Origin of the sequence: Nonomuraea sp. NPDC049784, from assembly GCF_040659615.1 — a bacterium.
Lineage (GTDB): Bacteria > Actinomycetota > Actinomycetes > Streptosporangiales > Streptosporangiaceae > Nonomuraea.
The window spans coordinates 1-15,355 of the sequence record NZ_JBFAMX010000232.1; the positions used below are offsets into that span (position 1 = coordinate 1).

The following is a 15,355-nucleotide window of genomic DNA, read 5'->3' on the forward strand; positions in this document are numbered from 1 at the left end:
GTCGCCTTGCCTGTTGTCTCGCCATGCTGAACGCCGTTGCCAAACCTCTCTATGGCAGGGCATTCGGACAGTTCTAATACCCGATGGTGCCATTACACCTTGCCCAGTCCGACCTCGATAGCGTCCTGGAGCAGGTATGGGTCGCCGGGCCCGGCTCCGCCAGCCCCGGTGAGCTCCTGTCCGGCACGGGCGACCCGCTGACCCGTGAGCAGGCCCGGGCCCTCGCGATCGACCTGTCCCGCCGCCGCACTCCGGCCGAGGGCGGGTTCTGCACCTTCCAGCCCGTCGTCGACGGCGGCGCCTGCCCCTGGAACCTCGACTGCCACAACTGCGACAAGTTCGTCCTGTCCGGCGCTGACCTCCTCTACTGGCGGCGCAAGCGAGAGCAGTGGCGGCTGCTGGCCGAGGGCGCCCCCGATGACGCCACCGCCGACTACCTCCACCGCTACTTCGAGCCCACCGCCCGCGCCATCGACGGCCTGGAGAAGGCCCTGGCCGGCCTCGGCCTTCTCGACGACGCCCTCGCCCTGGACCTGCGCAAACCCCAGGACTACTTCCACCGCGTGTGGTCCACAGCCTTCCGCGCCACCGACCTCACCGACGCGGGCAGCGACGAGCCAGGCGAGTACAGCGATACGTGCACAGCCGACGGCGACGACCCCGAACAGGACGCTGCATGAACACCGCCGCCGTTCCCGAACCCCGCACCGCGGCGGCCCTGGCCGCCCGCCGTCGCAAGACCGAAGCCTCCCTTGAGCGCGTCCACCAGGCCATCGCCCGGCTCCGACGCGAAAAAGCCCAGGTCAGTGCCGCTGCCGTTGCCCGGCGAGCGGACGTCTCGCGCACCTTCCTCTACGACAATGCCGAGGCCAGAGCCGCAGTCACCGCAGCGATGGCTCAGGCCCGCGAACGCCGGTCCCGCACGCTCGCTGAACAGGACGACGAGCGTGAGGCGACCTGGCGCGAACGCGCGCTGAACGCCGAGGAAGCCCTCAAGGCCGCCCACACCGAGATCCTCACCCAGCGCACCCGGATCGGCGAACTCCTCGGCCAGATACGCGACTTGGAAGCCGAGTGGACCCAGGAAGCCATCCAGCGGATCACCACCGAGAACACCACTCTCAAACAGCGGGTTCGCCAGCTCACCACCGACAACCGCACCCTCGACGAACGCCTCAAGGCCGCCCGCTCGAACCTGCGCTTCCAGGACCGCCGCGTGGCCGACCTCGAAGCACAGATCGCTGACCCCTCAGCGGGAGTTCAGCAGTGACGTCGCCGCTTCCGACCGAGCACATCTGACCGGCACCGACTCAGTCCGGAAGCCCGGCCGCCTACCGGCGGCCGGGCTTGTCGACGGTCAGCCAATTCGGCCCATGTCAAACGCCAGACAATTCCCCACCCTCTCGCGTCCGGTCGCTGACCCGAGTCGTCCTGGCGGCGCTCAATCGTCCTCAGTGCCTGCACTGACTCTCCAGGCAGCAGTGACACATCCTTCTTCCCAGTGCCACCAACCTTTCGCGTCGCCGTGTTCCAACAGCTTGCGGATTCGCTGGATGTCCGCTTCCGGCGGGATGTCCAGCGCGACCATCCGGAACTGCTCGATGCCCTCGCCGGTGGTGCCGAGCCGGTGGAAGGTCTCCAGCACGGTCTGTCGGGCCGCAGCTGAACCTCCGTCCTTCAGCACGATCAACCGAATGGTGCAGTTCTGCGAGGGACGAATGGTCTCCCCGGCCCAGCGCAGGCCGTCGTCATCGACGTCCACGCGGATAACATCGCCGCTGGCTACCCCGCGGACGAACCACGGAGCGTTGTCGAGACGCACTGTTCCGTCGCCGAGGTCCAGTGCCCACAGGCTCTCGACGCTCGCGGGCGGCCAGCCGTCCTCGTCCACCTCCATCCGGAAGTGGACCTTCACGTGGGCGTCGCTGATGCTTGTCACCGCGCCATCATCCACGTGGACCAGCGGGGACGGAACCCTGAGACAGGGCTCCCGCGCGACATCACCAAGACGAGAAGAACAGCAAAGAGCGTTGAGTCATCGTCGCGGACATGTACTCTATGAATCGTCGCAGTTCAGAGCCGGTATCCGAGCTCCTGCGGTCGGTAAAGGAGGCTATCAACGCCGGGTGCATTCCGGGCTGATCGTCTCGGGGTTCCCCGAGCTGGAGATGTCGCCGAACCAGGCCTACAGCCTGATGGTGGCCCGCTACGGCTACATCATCTGCCCGCCGCAGTCATCACTACTGCAAGCGGCTGCCGATCGAGTACCGGACGATCCACCCGGAGGGGGTGCAGCTCGACTACCTCATCTACGACGACCCGATCCTAGGCACCTACCGGCGGGCGATCTCGCCGGTCCCGGGCAAGGGCCGGAAGTGGCCGATCCGCTACAACCCGGGCGACCCCAGCCGGGTGTTCATCTTCCTCGAAGGCGCCTGGCAGGTGCTGTTCTGGACGCATCTGCCGGACCCGGCCATTCCGTTCACCGCGCGGATGGTCGAAGAGGCCCGGAAACTGCTGCGCGACGGCGGGTTGCGGGAGCCGAGTCAGCAGGAGATCGCCGAGGCGTTGGTGGATCTGCAGCGGCGGATGGACGCGCCCGAGTCGGCGACCGCGCGCACTCGCCGTGAGCTGGTGCGGGCCCGCGAGGATGCGCGCGCCATCAAGCGTGATCAAGCTCGCGCCCGGTTCGGTGAGCAGGAGGAGCCTCCGGCGCTGACCCTGGTCCCGCCCGCCGATGAGGAGAAGACGGCGGAGGACGCGGTGGTGGACCTGTCTGAGCTGGAGGAGTTCGAGATCTGGGATCCCGGCACAACGCGGGGGCCGGACCGCGCATGAGAAAGCGTGTCGCGCAGCCACGCACCAAGGAGCAGTGGCGGGAGTTCTGCGCCCGTCCGGCACCACCCCGGCCGGAGCCGGTCAGCCGCGGCGAGTACGACAGCTGGGCCGCCGACCGGCAGGTCCCGTTCGATGAGATGCGCAAATCCTGCAACGCCAACCCGCCGTTCATCAAGCATCCGCAGGTCCTGCGGGTGCTGGCCGCGCTGAAGCCGAAGCTAACGCAGGGCCGATACAGCCAGGACGCCACCTTTCACAGCGCGATCATCAACGGGCCGGGGCACTGCGGCAAAACGTCCCTGCTCAAGCTGATCGGCAAAGAGTGCGAGTTGGACTGGCGTCGCCGCCACCCCGACCTGGCCCCCACCCCCGGAGTGTCACCCGCCGACTTCCGCGGTGACTTTCTCGGCGACCGGGTGCCGGTGATCTATGTCAGCGCCAGCACCGGCGCGACCGCGGGCATGCTGTCGCAGGCCATCGGCAAGTTCCTGCACGTCCCGAACCCCGGCCGCACCGCGACGAAGTGGACCCTCACCGATCCCGTGCTGGATGCGATCGAGGCCTGCGGCACCGAACTGCTGCTCCTGGATTTACCGACCGCTCTTCAGTCTGTCCTTGATGTCCGTCCGGCCTGCGTTCCAGGGCGTTTCGCGATCATTTACCGACTTGGTTCGGAACGTCCGCCATGTTCGCGGGTACTGGTACGGAGGGCATGTGGCTCGGCAGATTGTGATCAGTCAGCTCAGAGTTCAGAAGCTGACACGTAAGGACGGGCTCCGGTCATGGACGATCGTGTGGCCGGAGGGGGCGGTGCATCAGGCGGCAGACAGGTTCCTGCGCCGATATGAAGGGTCGGGCACCCAGCGGACCTACGCCTACCTGCTGGTCGACCATCTGCGGTGGCTGGACCGCGAGTGCATGGGCCTCGACGTGGTGACGTTGCGGGATCTCGAACGGTACATGGGCATCGTCGGCGCCGAGGTCGCGATGCCGCTGGGTGAGCCGTGGCGGGTCGGCAAACGTCCGTACGGCCATGACGCGCTGTCGACGGCAGCGGCCTGTCTGAAGGGTTTCTACCTGCACCAAGCCTCCCTCGGGGTCAACGGTGACCTCGGCAGGGCCCTCAGCAGTACCCGGCTGCCGTCTCGGGCGGACCGCCGCCGCTCGTTCCTGGGGCACGTGAAGACCCAGATGCCGGCGAACCCGCTGGGCCCGCGGGGTCCGCATCGCCGGCACCCGAAGATGCTGCCGGACGGGGCCAGGGAGAAGCTGCTGGCCTCGGTGAACAGCGCCCGCGATCGCATGACGGTGACCTGGCTGGCCGACGGGGGCCTGCGGATCGGAGAGTTCTGCGGTCTTCACCTGGTAGATCTGCATCTGCGGGACGGGGCAGCGTGCGGGCAGTGCCGCACTCCGCACGTCCATGTCTGCCACCGGCCCGGCAACCACAACGAGGCGGCGGCCAAGACCAAGTACCCGTGGCGTCTTGAGGACGGGACGGTGACCGGCGGGCTGATCAAACGGGTCAGCCCGGCGATGGTGCACACCTACTTCGACTACATGACGACTGAGTACCCTCGTGGCAGGGCCCGGCACGGGATGCTGCTGGTCCAACTGCACGGCCGCAACCACAGCCAGCCGTGGGCGACAGTCGGCGCCCGCCGGATGCTGGAGCGGGCCGGGAAACGCGCGGATCTGGGCCTGGTCAGACCCCATCAATTTCGGCACAGCTTCACCAGTGCCATCTTGGATGCTTCGGGCGGTGACCTGCTCATCGCGCGTGACGCCGGCGGGTGGGCGTCCACTGCGGTGGTCGATGAAATCTACGCCCACGTCGACGTGCACGACGTCGCTTTCGACGCGGCGCTGCGCGCGGTCTGGGGTGAGGATCGATGATCGCCAAGTCGCTGCTGCCGCTCTATCAGGACCGACCCGACCGGGTTGGCCGCGATCGCCTGGAGATCCTCACCGCGCTGATCAGCAGACCGTCCTTCGACCCGATCTACCGGCCCGACATCGTCAAGGTCCCGTTCGGCCACCCCGTCTACCGGTGGGAATGCGTCGTCGAGAAGTGCGAACGGGCACGCGCGAGCGGTACTGATGTGTGCTCGACTCATCGTCTGCAATGGGTGCAGGAACGAGATAGTGGGATGGGCAAGGCGGAGTTCCTCACCGTCGCCGAACCCCTTGGGCCGGTCGAGCGGGCGACTGGTGCGCCCTGCCGGATCTGCCCGGAGCGTCCAGCCTCGCCCCACAGCGACCTGGGTCTGTGTCGCCGTCACCATCAGTCCTGGAAGTACTACGTCTCACCGCGCAACCCGTCCCTGGGCTTCGAGAAGTGGGTCAGCGACCAGACGCCCTGCGCGGGCTACGGAAAATGCGCGGTCGCAGTCTGCCCCGACGCGGCGGACTCCCCGCTGGGACTGTGCTCCTGGCATCGGTTCCGATACAAGAGACACGGCCGACCGGGGGGCGCAGTTCTGCCGCCCAAGTGGTGGCATGCCTACGAGAGATTCGGGGAACGCGCCCCTGTCTCCTACATCGATGGGTCGGCGTTTCGGGCATGGTGCGCGACCACGGACCCCGCGCCGCGGCCGGGGCAGATCAACCTGCGAGGACTACGGCCCCTGCTGCGGGCGGAGATCCAGTGGACTCTGTTCGCGCACACGCAGCACGAACGGCACAGCCGCTGGGACCTGGACTGGATCCAGCGGATGGCCAACCGTGCCCGGGAACGTGACGCCGGGTCACTCACCGATCTGGATCTTGCCGACTTCCCTCGATTTCACGGGGCCATTGTCAAGACGATGCTCCACCACCTACGGCTGATCTACTTCACCCCGTCGGAGACCCGGGACGCTGGCTTCATCGAGTCCGAGCACTTCGGGGTCCGCTTCCCCTACGCCGCCAGCCACGTCGACCTGACCCCCATCTCCCAACGCTGGCTGCGAGATCTGCTCTGGGACTATCTGTCCGATCTCTTCCGTTCGCCTCACTGCCCACGCACACGCGTGCCGGTCGACGCCGTCCGGCGGGCAGCCACCGAGCTGAGCGCCTTCCTTGAAATCGACGCGCCCGGCGGCGGCCATGACCCAGCGGAACTGCGCGTCGAACACGCTCAGCGGTTCGTGGCCGACCAGCGGCATCGCGAACGTAAGGGGTTGGCGTCGCTGGCGATGAAGGGCTCGGACGGGGAAGCCTCCATCGTGAGCGCCAACACCCGGTCCGTGGTCGCCAACGGAGTCCGCAAGCTCCTGCGCGACGCCCTGGAGTCCGGAACGGCTGACCGGCTCGGCCTGGACCGCGAGTTCATCACCGCGATGCCCGCCGCCGGAGGCGCCCCGCTCCGCGCCCGCCGGCCCTTCCCCGACGAGGTCGCCCGCGCCCTGGCCGACGAAGCCAACCTGGCCAAGCTCGCCCAGCTCTACGACCCCGAAGACCGTGGCCTGCGCGATGTCTGGGAGACCATCGTCATCACCGGACGGCGTGTCAACGAGGTCCTCAAAGTACGGTGGGGGTGCATCGGCCGCTACGGCGGGCTAGCTATGTTCTGGCACGACCAGACCAAGGTCGGCAACTACGACGCCGCGATCCGGATACCTGACCGCCTCTACGACATCCTCGCCGAGCGGCAGCACAAGACCCTGGACCGCTTCACCGCCCAGCACGGCCGCCGCCCTGCTGGCGAGGAACGGGCCGGGCTGGCGCTGTTCTCCAGCACCTACCGCAACCCCGACGGAAGGACATCACTGTCCTACATGTGGTTCAACCGGTCCTTCCGCCTCTGGCTCGGCGAGCTCGACATCGGCCACTACGTCGCGCATCAGGCCAGGCACACTCTGGCCACCAACCTGCTGCGCCAAGGCGCGACCCTGACCCACATCCGCCGGTATCTGGGCCAGGTCAGTGAGCGAATGGCGGAGCATTATGTCCATTTGTCCCATTCGGATCTGGAAAACGTACTGCAGCACGTCTGGGTCGCAGGGCCCGGCACTGCCAACCCTGGCGAGCTGCTGTCCGGTGAATCCGCCGCACCGCTCACCCGGGAACAGGCGCAGGCCATCGCGGTCGATCTCGCCAGGCGCAGCACCCCAGCTGAGGGTGGGTTCTGCACCTTCCAGGCGGTCGTCGACGGTGGCGCCTGTCCGTGGAACATGGACTGCCACAACTGCGACAAGTTCGTCATGTCCGGTGCTGACCTGCTGTATTGGCAGCGGAAACGCGAGCAGTGGCGGCTACTGGCCGAGGGAGCCCCCGACGACGCTACCGCCACCTACCTGCACGCCCACTTCGAACCCACCGCCCGCGCGATCGACGGGCTGGAGAAGGCACTGTCCGGCCTCGGATTGCTCGACGACGCCCTCGCCCTGGACCTGCGCAAACCCCAGGACTACTTCCACCGCGTCTGGAGCACCGCGTTCCTGGCCTCCGACCTGGCAGCAGCCGGGGGCCACAACGATCAGTACGACAACGGGGACGAAGCCGAGCACGCCGAGCGCGCACAGGTGAACGCGTAAACGGCCGACAGCGGCGGCCGGGTCGAGCCACAGACCGCAGCCGCTCTCGCGGCTCGTCGCACCAGCGCACAGGCCGCTCTCGGCCGTGTTCACGAGAGCCTCGCCCAGATGCGGCGCGAGAAGACATCGCTCACCGTGGCCGCTGTCGCCAGGCGAGCGGCCGTCTCCCGCACCTTCCTTTACACCAACCCGCAGGCCAGAGCAGCCTTGGCAGAGGCGATGGCCGACATCGGGGCACGACGAGCACAAGACGCGGCCAGCCGCGAAGCCGAGCAGGAGGCGACCTGGCGGGAACGCGCCCTCAACGCTGAAGACGCGCTGAAGGCCACCCACACCGAGATCCTCCAGCAGCGAGCCCGCATCGGCGAACTCCTCGGCCAGATCCGCGACATCGAAGCCGAGTGGACCCAGGAGGCCATCCAGCGCATCACCACCGAGAACACCACCCTCAAGCAGCGAGTACGGCAACTCACCACCGACAACCGGACCCTGGACGAGCGGCTCAAAGCCGCACGATCGAATATGCGGTTCCAGGACCGGCGCATCGCCGACCTTGAAGCCCAGTTCCTCGACCCTACGACCGGCAAGTAGCCCGACGAGGCTCCGACCTGACAGGCCCGATCACCACCCGGTGGCCGGGCCTTTCAGCCGGTGTCGCAGGACCCGTCGGCTGGCCAGCCGGGCTGCCCGGCGCAAGGCAGGCTCAGCGGGGGCATGATCTCGCGCCAGGCTTGGTCGCGCGGGCCGGTCTCGGCAGTAGGTGCACCCGAGGTCACCGCAGACACCCTCACGCCACTCGTCACACAGGACACAAAGCGCTGCATCATAACGTTCGCAGTAATCCTGCCGGGTGCCGCACCGCAGGCAGCAGCCTGACCCTGGCCGGAGGACGGAAGGGCGTTTACGAGGCATCCCCCCGTCCGAGGTTCAGCATCTCCTCAACCACCATGGTTGGGACGGATCGGCATCGGAGTCCACGATCGTGCGGGAACAGTAGAGCTCATCAAGCGGCTGAACCTGCTGCCGGAGTTCCCGCGACGCGCCGGCCGGAAGCCCACACAGGGCCTGCTCCAGCACCCCTCGAGGATGAGCGTCGAAGGGGCAGCACGCATCAACTCCGCAGCCACGAACCACCGGATCCGTCAACTGGCGAGCTGGCCCGTGAACGGTCCCAGCCCAACGCGCCACCGCATCGGCGATGGCGCCCGGCCACAGACGCGCACTCTCCAACCTGGCGATCTCGCTCTGCGCACGCGCCGAGACCCCAGAAACAATCTTCCTGCCCTGTCCTGGGCGGAGCCTGCGCGGCAGGTTCGCGCGCACCTGGCCTGGCCGTCTACGCGCCACAGGCCTTTCGTCGGTTCGAAGTCATAGCAGCCATTCTCCCAAAGAAGGCCGCAACGATCAACGCGACCCTTTCCCCCTCCCCGCATCCAGGGAGTCACACAAGATCAGCGACAGTCTGCACCCGGTCGAAGTACCACACCAGGCGATCTTCCCGAACCCTCTTGATCTTCCATCGAGAACATGTAAGCTACGTATCACCGCAGGTCGAAGGCCATCTATGGACTCCCTGCGGTCGGTAAACTGGATGACCTGCACATGCTGGACAAGATCCGCGACGGCGGCCAGGAGACCAACGACCACATCAAGAACCTGGCCAACCACGCCGCGGTCACCATCGTCGGCGCCGGGATCCTGCTGGAGCAGGGCAACCTGTTCACCGATGGCGCCCCGCCCCGCACCCGCCCGGGCAAGGCCGGCACCGCCCCGGGCGGGCATGAGCGCGGCCGAGCCGGCCAGTTCGGCTCGCGCTTCGCCGACCTGCAACACCTGGCTCCGCTCACGATCACCACCCGCGAGCAGCAGCGCACCTGGATGTCCCTGGTGCGCCACTTCGAAGGCAACCTGATCCTGCTCGATCACTCACCTGACGATTTGACCCTGCATCACTGGCGCTACCTGCACGAACGCACTTCCGGCTACATCGGCTCGCTGGCCATGCTGTTCAAAGAGGCCGCTCACATAGCGATGGACACCGGCGTCGAAGCGCTCACCCGCGACATCATGGACAGCGTGGTGCTCGGCCACGACGACGAGGTCGACTACGCCAAGACCAAAGCCCGCCGCCAGGCCGCTGCACGGCGCCGCACCAAGAAAGCGCCGCCCGCCTCCGGCCAGGACGCGAGCACCGGATGATCCGGCATCACCTCGAACTCGAGGAGCGGCAACCGGACCGGCCGCCGCCGCGTCGGCTGGCCCTGGTGCCGCCGCCGGCAGACGGCGAGGCCTTCCACTCCTGGTTCTTTCGCCTGGTCGAGGCTCAGCACAGTCACCGCGACACCATCGCGTCCCTGCTCGGCCTGCCTCCCTACACCCCGCAGCGCTACACCCTGGGCGAGGACTTTCTCACCATCTTCGACGGCGAGTACGTCTTCGAGAACCTGCGCGATGCCACCGGGCTGCGCGCCCGCGCCATGATGCGCATGGCGCTGTTCGGTCAGGGCGGTCAGTTCATCACCTACAGCTGGACCGGCAACACCAGCACCCGGCCCTGGCCCTGGCGCCTAGAGACCGCTGCCGTCTGCCCCCGCTGCCTGGCCGGGCCCGACCCGATCTGGCGCATCGCCTGGCACCTGCTGCCCTGCGTGGTCTGCCCCCAGCATCGCGTCTATCTGGTCGGCTGGTGCCCGAGCTGCCACACCCGGATCAGCGTCGGCGACACCCCCCGCTACCGGCGCGAATGCAACGGACCGTTCGGCCCGCAGGGGCGCATCGTCGGCGCCCGCAACTGCCGGCAGCAACTCGCCCAGCTCCCCTGCCAGGCTGTCGGAAGCGAGAGATTGCTGCGCATCCAGCAGGACCTCCTGGCTCGGCTACGCCGCCCACGCGATGGCCCCATCGAACCCATTAAGGCGTTCGGGGACCTCTATGAGCTGCTATTCCGCCTGGCGATCTATTTCGGCACCCCGGAGATGCTCCCCGCCGACACCGACGTCCACCTCTGGTGGACCTTCCACGAGTTCTGCCACCTGCGCGACCAACTCGCCCTCACCGCCGGACCCACCGCCCGCGAACGCTGCGGCGACCTGCTCTCCTACCAGCCCGGACCGCTGCTCAGCGCCGCTGCGATGCTCATCATCGACGAACTCAGCTTCACCGACAGCCTGCTGGACGCGCTGCGCTACTTCATGGACCAACGCCGCTACGACCCCTGGGCCGGCACCCTCTGGCACGAATATTGCGACTACTATCACCCCACCACGATCACCAACCGGGTCCTCAATCACCTCAAGATCAGATACGTCGACCCAGCGCTGCTCAAACCGCTCGCCCTTTGGGAACCCGGCGCTCCTCATCACCTGCACCCGGCCGAGACCGTCGACGACCTGGACCTGCCCGAGGCCGCGCTGCTCCTGGCCGGCGAAGGGCTACGTCCCTGGCAGACTGTCGCGGCCGTCCGATCGTCTCTCCAGTGACACATTGAGGGGGTTTGCGTTACGCCCACCGGAGATGGAACCCCACATCCCAGCGATAATTGCCCTCATGATCAAGCGGCTGGCGTGACAGGAGGGAATTCGGTGGCGGCGGACCTGGCGAGAATGAGCGAACGCGAATACTTCGCCTTCGTGGCCGAGCGGTTGGGCATGTTCGTGGTGGGGTCGAGGCTTGCTGGGATTGAAGGTTTTCTGGACGGTTATGATCATCACGCGCTGCGTCATGGAGGTCCGGGCCTGAGCGGCTGGCGGGAGTGGCTGGTGGCTCGGCGGGGCCAGGAGTGCGGTCACGGCTGGGCTGGCCAGGTGCGCCACATCGCTCTCCTTGAGAGGTGTGGGCAGTGGGAACTGACTCGTGATGAAGAGGCCAAGGTGGTCGAGGTCCTCTTCACGCTGCTGGACGAGTTTCTCGCTGTCCGGGGGGCGTCGGACGCTAGTGATTCTTCCCGGACGATCGGCGAGACAGGGTGAGCCGACGCCGCAGCGTGTCGATCTCGATGATGATCACGGTGACCTCGTCGCCGATCTGAATCTCGTCGCCTGATGGCTCGGGCGTCGGGGCGGTAAGTTCGCTGAGGTGGATCAGACCTTCGACGCCGTCTGCCACGCGGACGAAGACACCAAAGAGCATCACTTTGGTGACCGGGCCGTGCAGGATCTGGCCGACGTGAGCGCGGCGCGCGAACTGCTGGAACGGGTCGGGTTGAGTGGCGCGCAGGGATAGGCGGGCTTCGCCATTGTGGGTGTCGAAGACGATGACTTCGCAGGTGATGCGCTCTCCCAAGGAGACGACCTCGAATGGGTCCTCGAAGCGGTTCCAGGACAGCTCCGGCATGGTGATGAAGCCGACGCCGGGGAAGACAGGATGGCCAGGTCCGTCGTCCAGATCGACGAAGATGCCGAAGCTTTCGATGGCCGCCACGGTGCCGGACAACCGCTGGCCCGGACGCAGCGCCTTCAGATAGGCCCATAGCTGGGGGTTTTCGGTCGCGGACCGCGAGAGCCGAACCCGGCGCTTTCCGAGATCAACGGCGATCACCTCGGCAGAGACCCGGCCTCCGACTTCAAGGATGTCAGCAGCCGAGCGCCCGAAGGATCGCCAGGAAAGATCGAGCGCGCCGATGATGCCGACTGGAGCGCGGGAGAAGGCGTCAAGAAGCACAGTCGTTCCCGATCGCGTCATTTCTGCGACGGTTCCGGTGAGGACATCACCGACGTTCACGGTCCCCAGAAATGCAGCGAGGGATGGTTCCTCCTCCACGATCGCCATGGCTCCAAGGCTAGGCCAGCTTCGAGCCCTGAAGCCCCAGCGCCCAATCGACGCATATTGATGACACCTGATCTTCGGCTGCGTACTGTCAACTTCGATGACCCAAGCACTGGCATTTCGACATCGATCGAAGTGACAGTGCCCAGGCCAGGAGCAGGACTTACTGTCATCTTCGCCGCGTCCAGACAGCCAGTGTCTGACGGCCTTGCAGATGTCAGTACGGCACCAGGGATGTCAGTGGACCTGGCAGTAGGCCCATCGGAGATGTCAGTAGGCGCGTGTATCGCAGGAGGTTCGGCCAGGGAAATGATGACGGTATGGCCCCGTCGGCTGGCGTTGGTGGTGGCACCGGCGTACGGCGAGTCCTTCGCGTCGTGGGTCGATCGGATGGCCCTGCGGAACGGATCCCCGCCCTGGACGATCGCCGAGGCGTTGGGGCTTGATGTACGCGCGTCGAGTGACGTTCGTGCACTGGCGTACGGGGTCGTCACGACGCCGGAGACATGCAGGGCGATCGAGGCTGCTACAGGTGTGAGCGCCGAGATTGTCCGTGGGATGCACCTGGAGATGTTCGACGGCTCGGCCGTGGACCTGGCAGGCGTCCGCGTGGGCGACAAGGAGTCAGTCCGCCGTGCAGAGACCCGTGAGTGGGCGCAGCTCTTCGGCAGCCGGGCATGCCCGAAGTGCCTGGCGGCTTCGAACGGAGCGTGGCTGGGCTGGTGGAAACTGAGCTGGGCGGCGATCTGTCCCGCGCATCGGACGCTGCTGGTGGATCTCTGCCCGAGATGCCGCGTTTCTGTGCGACGGGGCCCGGCCGGCCAGCCTGCGCGTCTGTCTCGCTCACGGATGCCAGCCCCTATGCGATGCGGCGCGCTCCTCAGCGGGGCCGTATGCGATCAACCGATCCCACAGATCAGCACGAGTACGGTGAGCAACCAACTCGCCGATAAGCAACAACTTGTGCTTGAGGTGGCGACGCGCCGCCGGCCTGCGTTGATCGCAGGCCAAGTGGTGAGTGCCAGGCAGTGGTTCACAGCCTTGAAGGCGGTGGCGGTGCTGGTCCGGCTGGGGGTGCCGGAGGTTCTGTCACTGCTGGAGGCGATGTCTCCCGATGGCCGACGCGCGGTGGCTGCAGAAACGCGGGGCACGGTGGACCGGGCTGGGCCGGTCGGCCGCTTCGGGGTAGCTCCGCGGACGGCGTTGGTGGCGGCAAGGTCGATGTGCTCCCAGCTGTGGCACAGGTGAGTCTTGGACCGCTGGGTCATCGGCTCGACCTCCAGGGCGTAATCGCCCAGCTGCAGCTGCGTTCGCCCCTGCGCCCCTCCTCGCGTCCGAGCACCTCCTACGAGTGCCAGCGCCGAGTCTCCACCCGAGCACAATCGGGGACAATGCCCTGGTTGCATACTTCTGCCCGCCCGGCTATATGAGGACAATTCGGGATCACGATCCGGTGAGAACGGCGTCACGGTGACGCCGTTCTCACCGGCTCTGCGACGCCGCCAACCCTGAGTCCGGCAATGCGGTCCGGAACTCCCCTGGCCACGGCCGGCCGCCACGACCCCCGTATCACCCGATAGCGCTGCTCTACTGATCGCTGACGTGCGGAATCATCTGGTTGTCACGTCCTGGGGAAGAAGCCCTCCCGAGGTCATAGCGGTAGACCTCCCGCCCGCTGATCAGAACCCGCAGCGCGCGGCTCATCACGTCGAGCGGGTCGCCCGACCACAGCACCACGTCACCGTCCAGGCCCGGCCGCAACGCGCCCACCCGGTCGTCGAGGCCCATGATCGCGGCGGGAGTGGTGGTGATGGCGCGTAGCGCGGTGTCACGGTCGAGTCCCTCCTTGATCGCGAAGGTTGCCTGGTGAACGAGGAAGTGGATCGGGACGACGGAGTGGTCGGTGGTGATCGCCACCCGCACGCCGGCGGCGGCCAGCATGCCTGGATTGCGCAGCGTGCGGTGCCGCAACTCGACCTTGGACCTGGTACCGATCAGTGGACCGCTGACCACCGGGATGTCGCGCTCGGCCAGCAGGTCGCCCAGGAGGTGGGCCTCCGTGCCATGGTTGACGACCAGGCGGTAGCCGAACTCCTCGGCCAGCCGTACGGCGGTGGCGATGTCATCGGCCCGGTGGACGTGCTGGAGCCAGGGCAGCTCGCGGTCGAGCACCCTGACGAGCACCTCCAACCCTGGGTCGAAGGGATCGCGCCTGCCCCGGTACTCGCGCGCCCGTACGAAGGCGTCGCGGATCGCCGCTGCGGTGCCCATCCTGGTCGAGCCCTCGTACGACCGTTTGGGGTTCTCACCGAGCGCGCTCTTCACACCGACCGGGTCGCGCAGGACCATCTCGTCGGCGGTGCGACCCCAGGTCTTCACGGCGACGGCCTGGCCGCCGATGGGGTTGGCGGAGCCGGGCAGGATAACGGCCGTGGTGACGCCTCCCGACAGGGCGTCGATGAACCCGAGGTCGGCGGGGTTGATACCGTCGAGGGCCCGCAGGCGGGCGCCGTCGCGCTCGCCCTTCTCGTTGAGGTCCTCGCCGAGGTCGCCTTCGCCCTCCTCCCCGATGCCCAGGTGCGCGTGCGCCTCGACGAAGCCCGGCAGCACCCACTGCCCGCGCGCGTCGAGCACGGGCGTTCCCGCAGGAACAGGGACGCCTGCGGCAGGGCCGACGGCGACGATGCGGCCTCCGGCGATCAGCACGGTGCCCCCGTCGATCGGGGCACCCTCGACGGGGACGACATGTCCACCGGTGATGGCGACGTTCACTGTCCTGGGCTCCTGTGAGCGACATGGTGATGTTCGACGACGAGCGAGGGGATGAGCCCGTACTCCTCGTCGCCGGGGTAGAGGACGGCCCTGCCGGGCTCGGCGCCCGCGAAGGACAGGACCGCCTCCCAGGACCGCCAGAAGGTGACGAGGCGGAAGTCGACGTGCTCTTCCGCCTCGGCGCGCAGCACGTCCGCGCCGAGGCAACCGGAGAGGGCCAAGGCCTCGGCGACGCCCGTCGCCAGGAGGTGGCGCTCGAAGCCGTCGGCGTGCTGCGCGGGGACGCGGCCGTTCCAGGTGCGGGCGATCATCGGTTGGCCTCCTGTTCGAGCAGGTGGAGCGCGGTCTCGGCGGCGGCGAGATCCTGGATCCCGAACTCTTCGCAGACCAACGGCACGCAGGTGCAGATCTGGGACTGCAACGGTCAGTCGAACCAGCAGTGGACGTCGACCGCCGCGGGTGAG

The 15,355-nt window shown here is 67.3% G+C and carries 14 protein-coding genes and 1 pseudogene; 11 read left to right on the plus strand and 4 right to left on the minus strand.

Features of this window, described 5'->3' with window-relative positions; all coding sequences use genetic code 11:
- Positions 1-83 precede the first annotated feature (83 nt).
- Positions 84-680: a hypothetical protein gene (locus tag AB0J09_RS34805; RefSeq protein WP_360700270.1), complete on the plus strand. Its 597-nt coding sequence runs from the start codon at positions 84-86 to the stop codon at positions 678-680.
- Positions 677-1,270 (plus strand): DUF6262 family protein, encoded by a 594-nt coding sequence (locus tag AB0J09_RS34810; RefSeq protein ID WP_360700273.1) that lies wholly within the window; start codon positions 677-679, stop codon positions 1,268-1,270. The genes AB0J09_RS34805 and AB0J09_RS34810 overlap by 4 nt, the downstream gene beginning before the upstream one ends.
- Positions 1,271-1,441: 171 nt before the next feature.
- Here the strand turns inward: AB0J09_RS34810 and AB0J09_RS34815 are convergent, their stop codons facing one another.
- Complete coding sequence (locus AB0J09_RS34815) at positions 1,442-1,939, minus strand: DUF4265 domain-containing protein (RefSeq protein ID WP_360700276.1); 498 nt, start codon at positions 1,937-1,939, stop codon at positions 1,442-1,444.
- 320 nt (positions 1,940-2,259) lie between these two features.
- On the opposite strand from AB0J09_RS34815, the gene AB0J09_RS34820 reads away from it, so the two are divergent.
- The 8 genes and pseudogenes from AB0J09_RS34820 to AB0J09_RS34855 all read left to right on the plus strand — a co-directional run bounded on the left by AB0J09_RS34820 (position 2,260) and on the right by AB0J09_RS34855 (position 11,323).
- Complete coding sequence (locus AB0J09_RS34820; protein WP_360700306.1) at positions 2,260-2,838, plus strand: Mu transposase C-terminal domain-containing protein; 579 nt, start codon at positions 2,260-2,262, stop codon at positions 2,836-2,838.
- The gene (locus AB0J09_RS34825; protein WP_360700279.1) at positions 2,835-3,605 is read left to right on the plus strand and encodes a hypothetical protein; all 771 of its coding nucleotides are present in this window, start codon (positions 2,835-2,837) and stop codon (positions 3,603-3,605) included. Before AB0J09_RS34820 ends, AB0J09_RS34825 begins: the two co-directional genes overlap by 4 nt.
- Positions 3,606-3,648: 43 nt before the next feature.
- On the plus strand, positions 3,649-4,734 hold the full coding sequence (locus AB0J09_RS34830; RefSeq protein ID WP_360700282.1) for a tyrosine-type recombinase/integrase: 1,086 nt from the start codon (positions 3,649-3,651) through the stop codon (positions 4,732-4,734).
- Positions 4,731-7,355, plus strand: coding sequence for a site-specific integrase (locus AB0J09_RS34835; protein WP_360700285.1), 2,625 nt, complete (start codon positions 4,731-4,733; stop codon positions 7,353-7,355). Before AB0J09_RS34830 ends, AB0J09_RS34835 begins: the two co-directional genes overlap by 4 nt.
- 63 nt (positions 7,356-7,418) lie before the next feature.
- Positions 7,419-7,946, plus strand: a pseudogene (locus AB0J09_RS34840) (DUF6262 family protein); the annotation flags it as partial.
- A 1,011-nt stretch (positions 7,947-8,957) separates the two neighbouring features.
- Positions 8,958-9,554 carry a hypothetical protein gene (locus AB0J09_RS34845; protein ID WP_360700288.1) on the plus strand — a complete coding sequence of 199 codons (597 nt, stop codon included), beginning with the start codon at positions 8,958-8,960 and terminating at the stop codon, positions 9,552-9,554.
- Complete coding sequence (locus AB0J09_RS34850) at positions 9,551-10,834, plus strand: TniQ family protein (RefSeq protein WP_360700291.1); 1,284 nt, start codon at positions 9,551-9,553, stop codon at positions 10,832-10,834. Before AB0J09_RS34845 ends, AB0J09_RS34850 begins: the two co-directional genes overlap by 4 nt.
- A 102-nt stretch (positions 10,835-10,936) precedes the next feature.
- Positions 10,937-11,323, plus strand: coding sequence for a hypothetical protein (locus AB0J09_RS34855; RefSeq protein ID WP_360700294.1), 387 nt, complete (start codon positions 10,937-10,939; stop codon positions 11,321-11,323).
- Here AB0J09_RS34855 and AB0J09_RS34860 read toward each other — a convergent pair.
- Positions 11,286-12,122 carry a S1 RNA-binding domain-containing protein gene (locus AB0J09_RS34860; protein WP_360700297.1) on the minus strand — a complete coding sequence of 279 codons (837 nt, stop codon included), beginning with the start codon at positions 12,120-12,122 and terminating at the stop codon, positions 11,286-11,288. The genes AB0J09_RS34855 and AB0J09_RS34860 overlap by 38 nt on opposite strands.
- Before the next feature lie 309 nt (positions 12,123-12,431).
- Here AB0J09_RS34860 and AB0J09_RS34865 point away from each other — a divergent pair, with 309 nt between their 5' ends.
- Complete coding sequence (locus AB0J09_RS34865) at positions 12,432-13,367, plus strand: TniQ family protein (protein ID WP_360700309.1); 936 nt, start codon at positions 12,432-12,434, stop codon at positions 13,365-13,367.
- A gap of 339 nt (positions 13,368-13,706) precedes the next feature.
- Here AB0J09_RS34865 and AB0J09_RS34870 read toward each other — a convergent pair whose 3' ends face one another.
- Both AB0J09_RS34870 and AB0J09_RS34875 read right to left on the minus strand, forming a co-directional pair.
- Positions 13,707-14,891 (minus strand): amidohydrolase, encoded by a 1,185-nt coding sequence (locus AB0J09_RS34870; RefSeq protein ID WP_360700300.1) that lies wholly within the window; start codon positions 14,889-14,891, stop codon positions 13,707-13,709.
- Entirely contained in the window at positions 14,888-15,202 is a 315-nt protein-coding gene (locus tag AB0J09_RS34875) for an antibiotic biosynthesis monooxygenase (protein WP_360700303.1), read from the minus strand. Before AB0J09_RS34875 ends, AB0J09_RS34870 begins: the two co-directional genes overlap by 4 nt.
- Positions 15,203-15,355 lie beyond the last annotated feature (153 nt).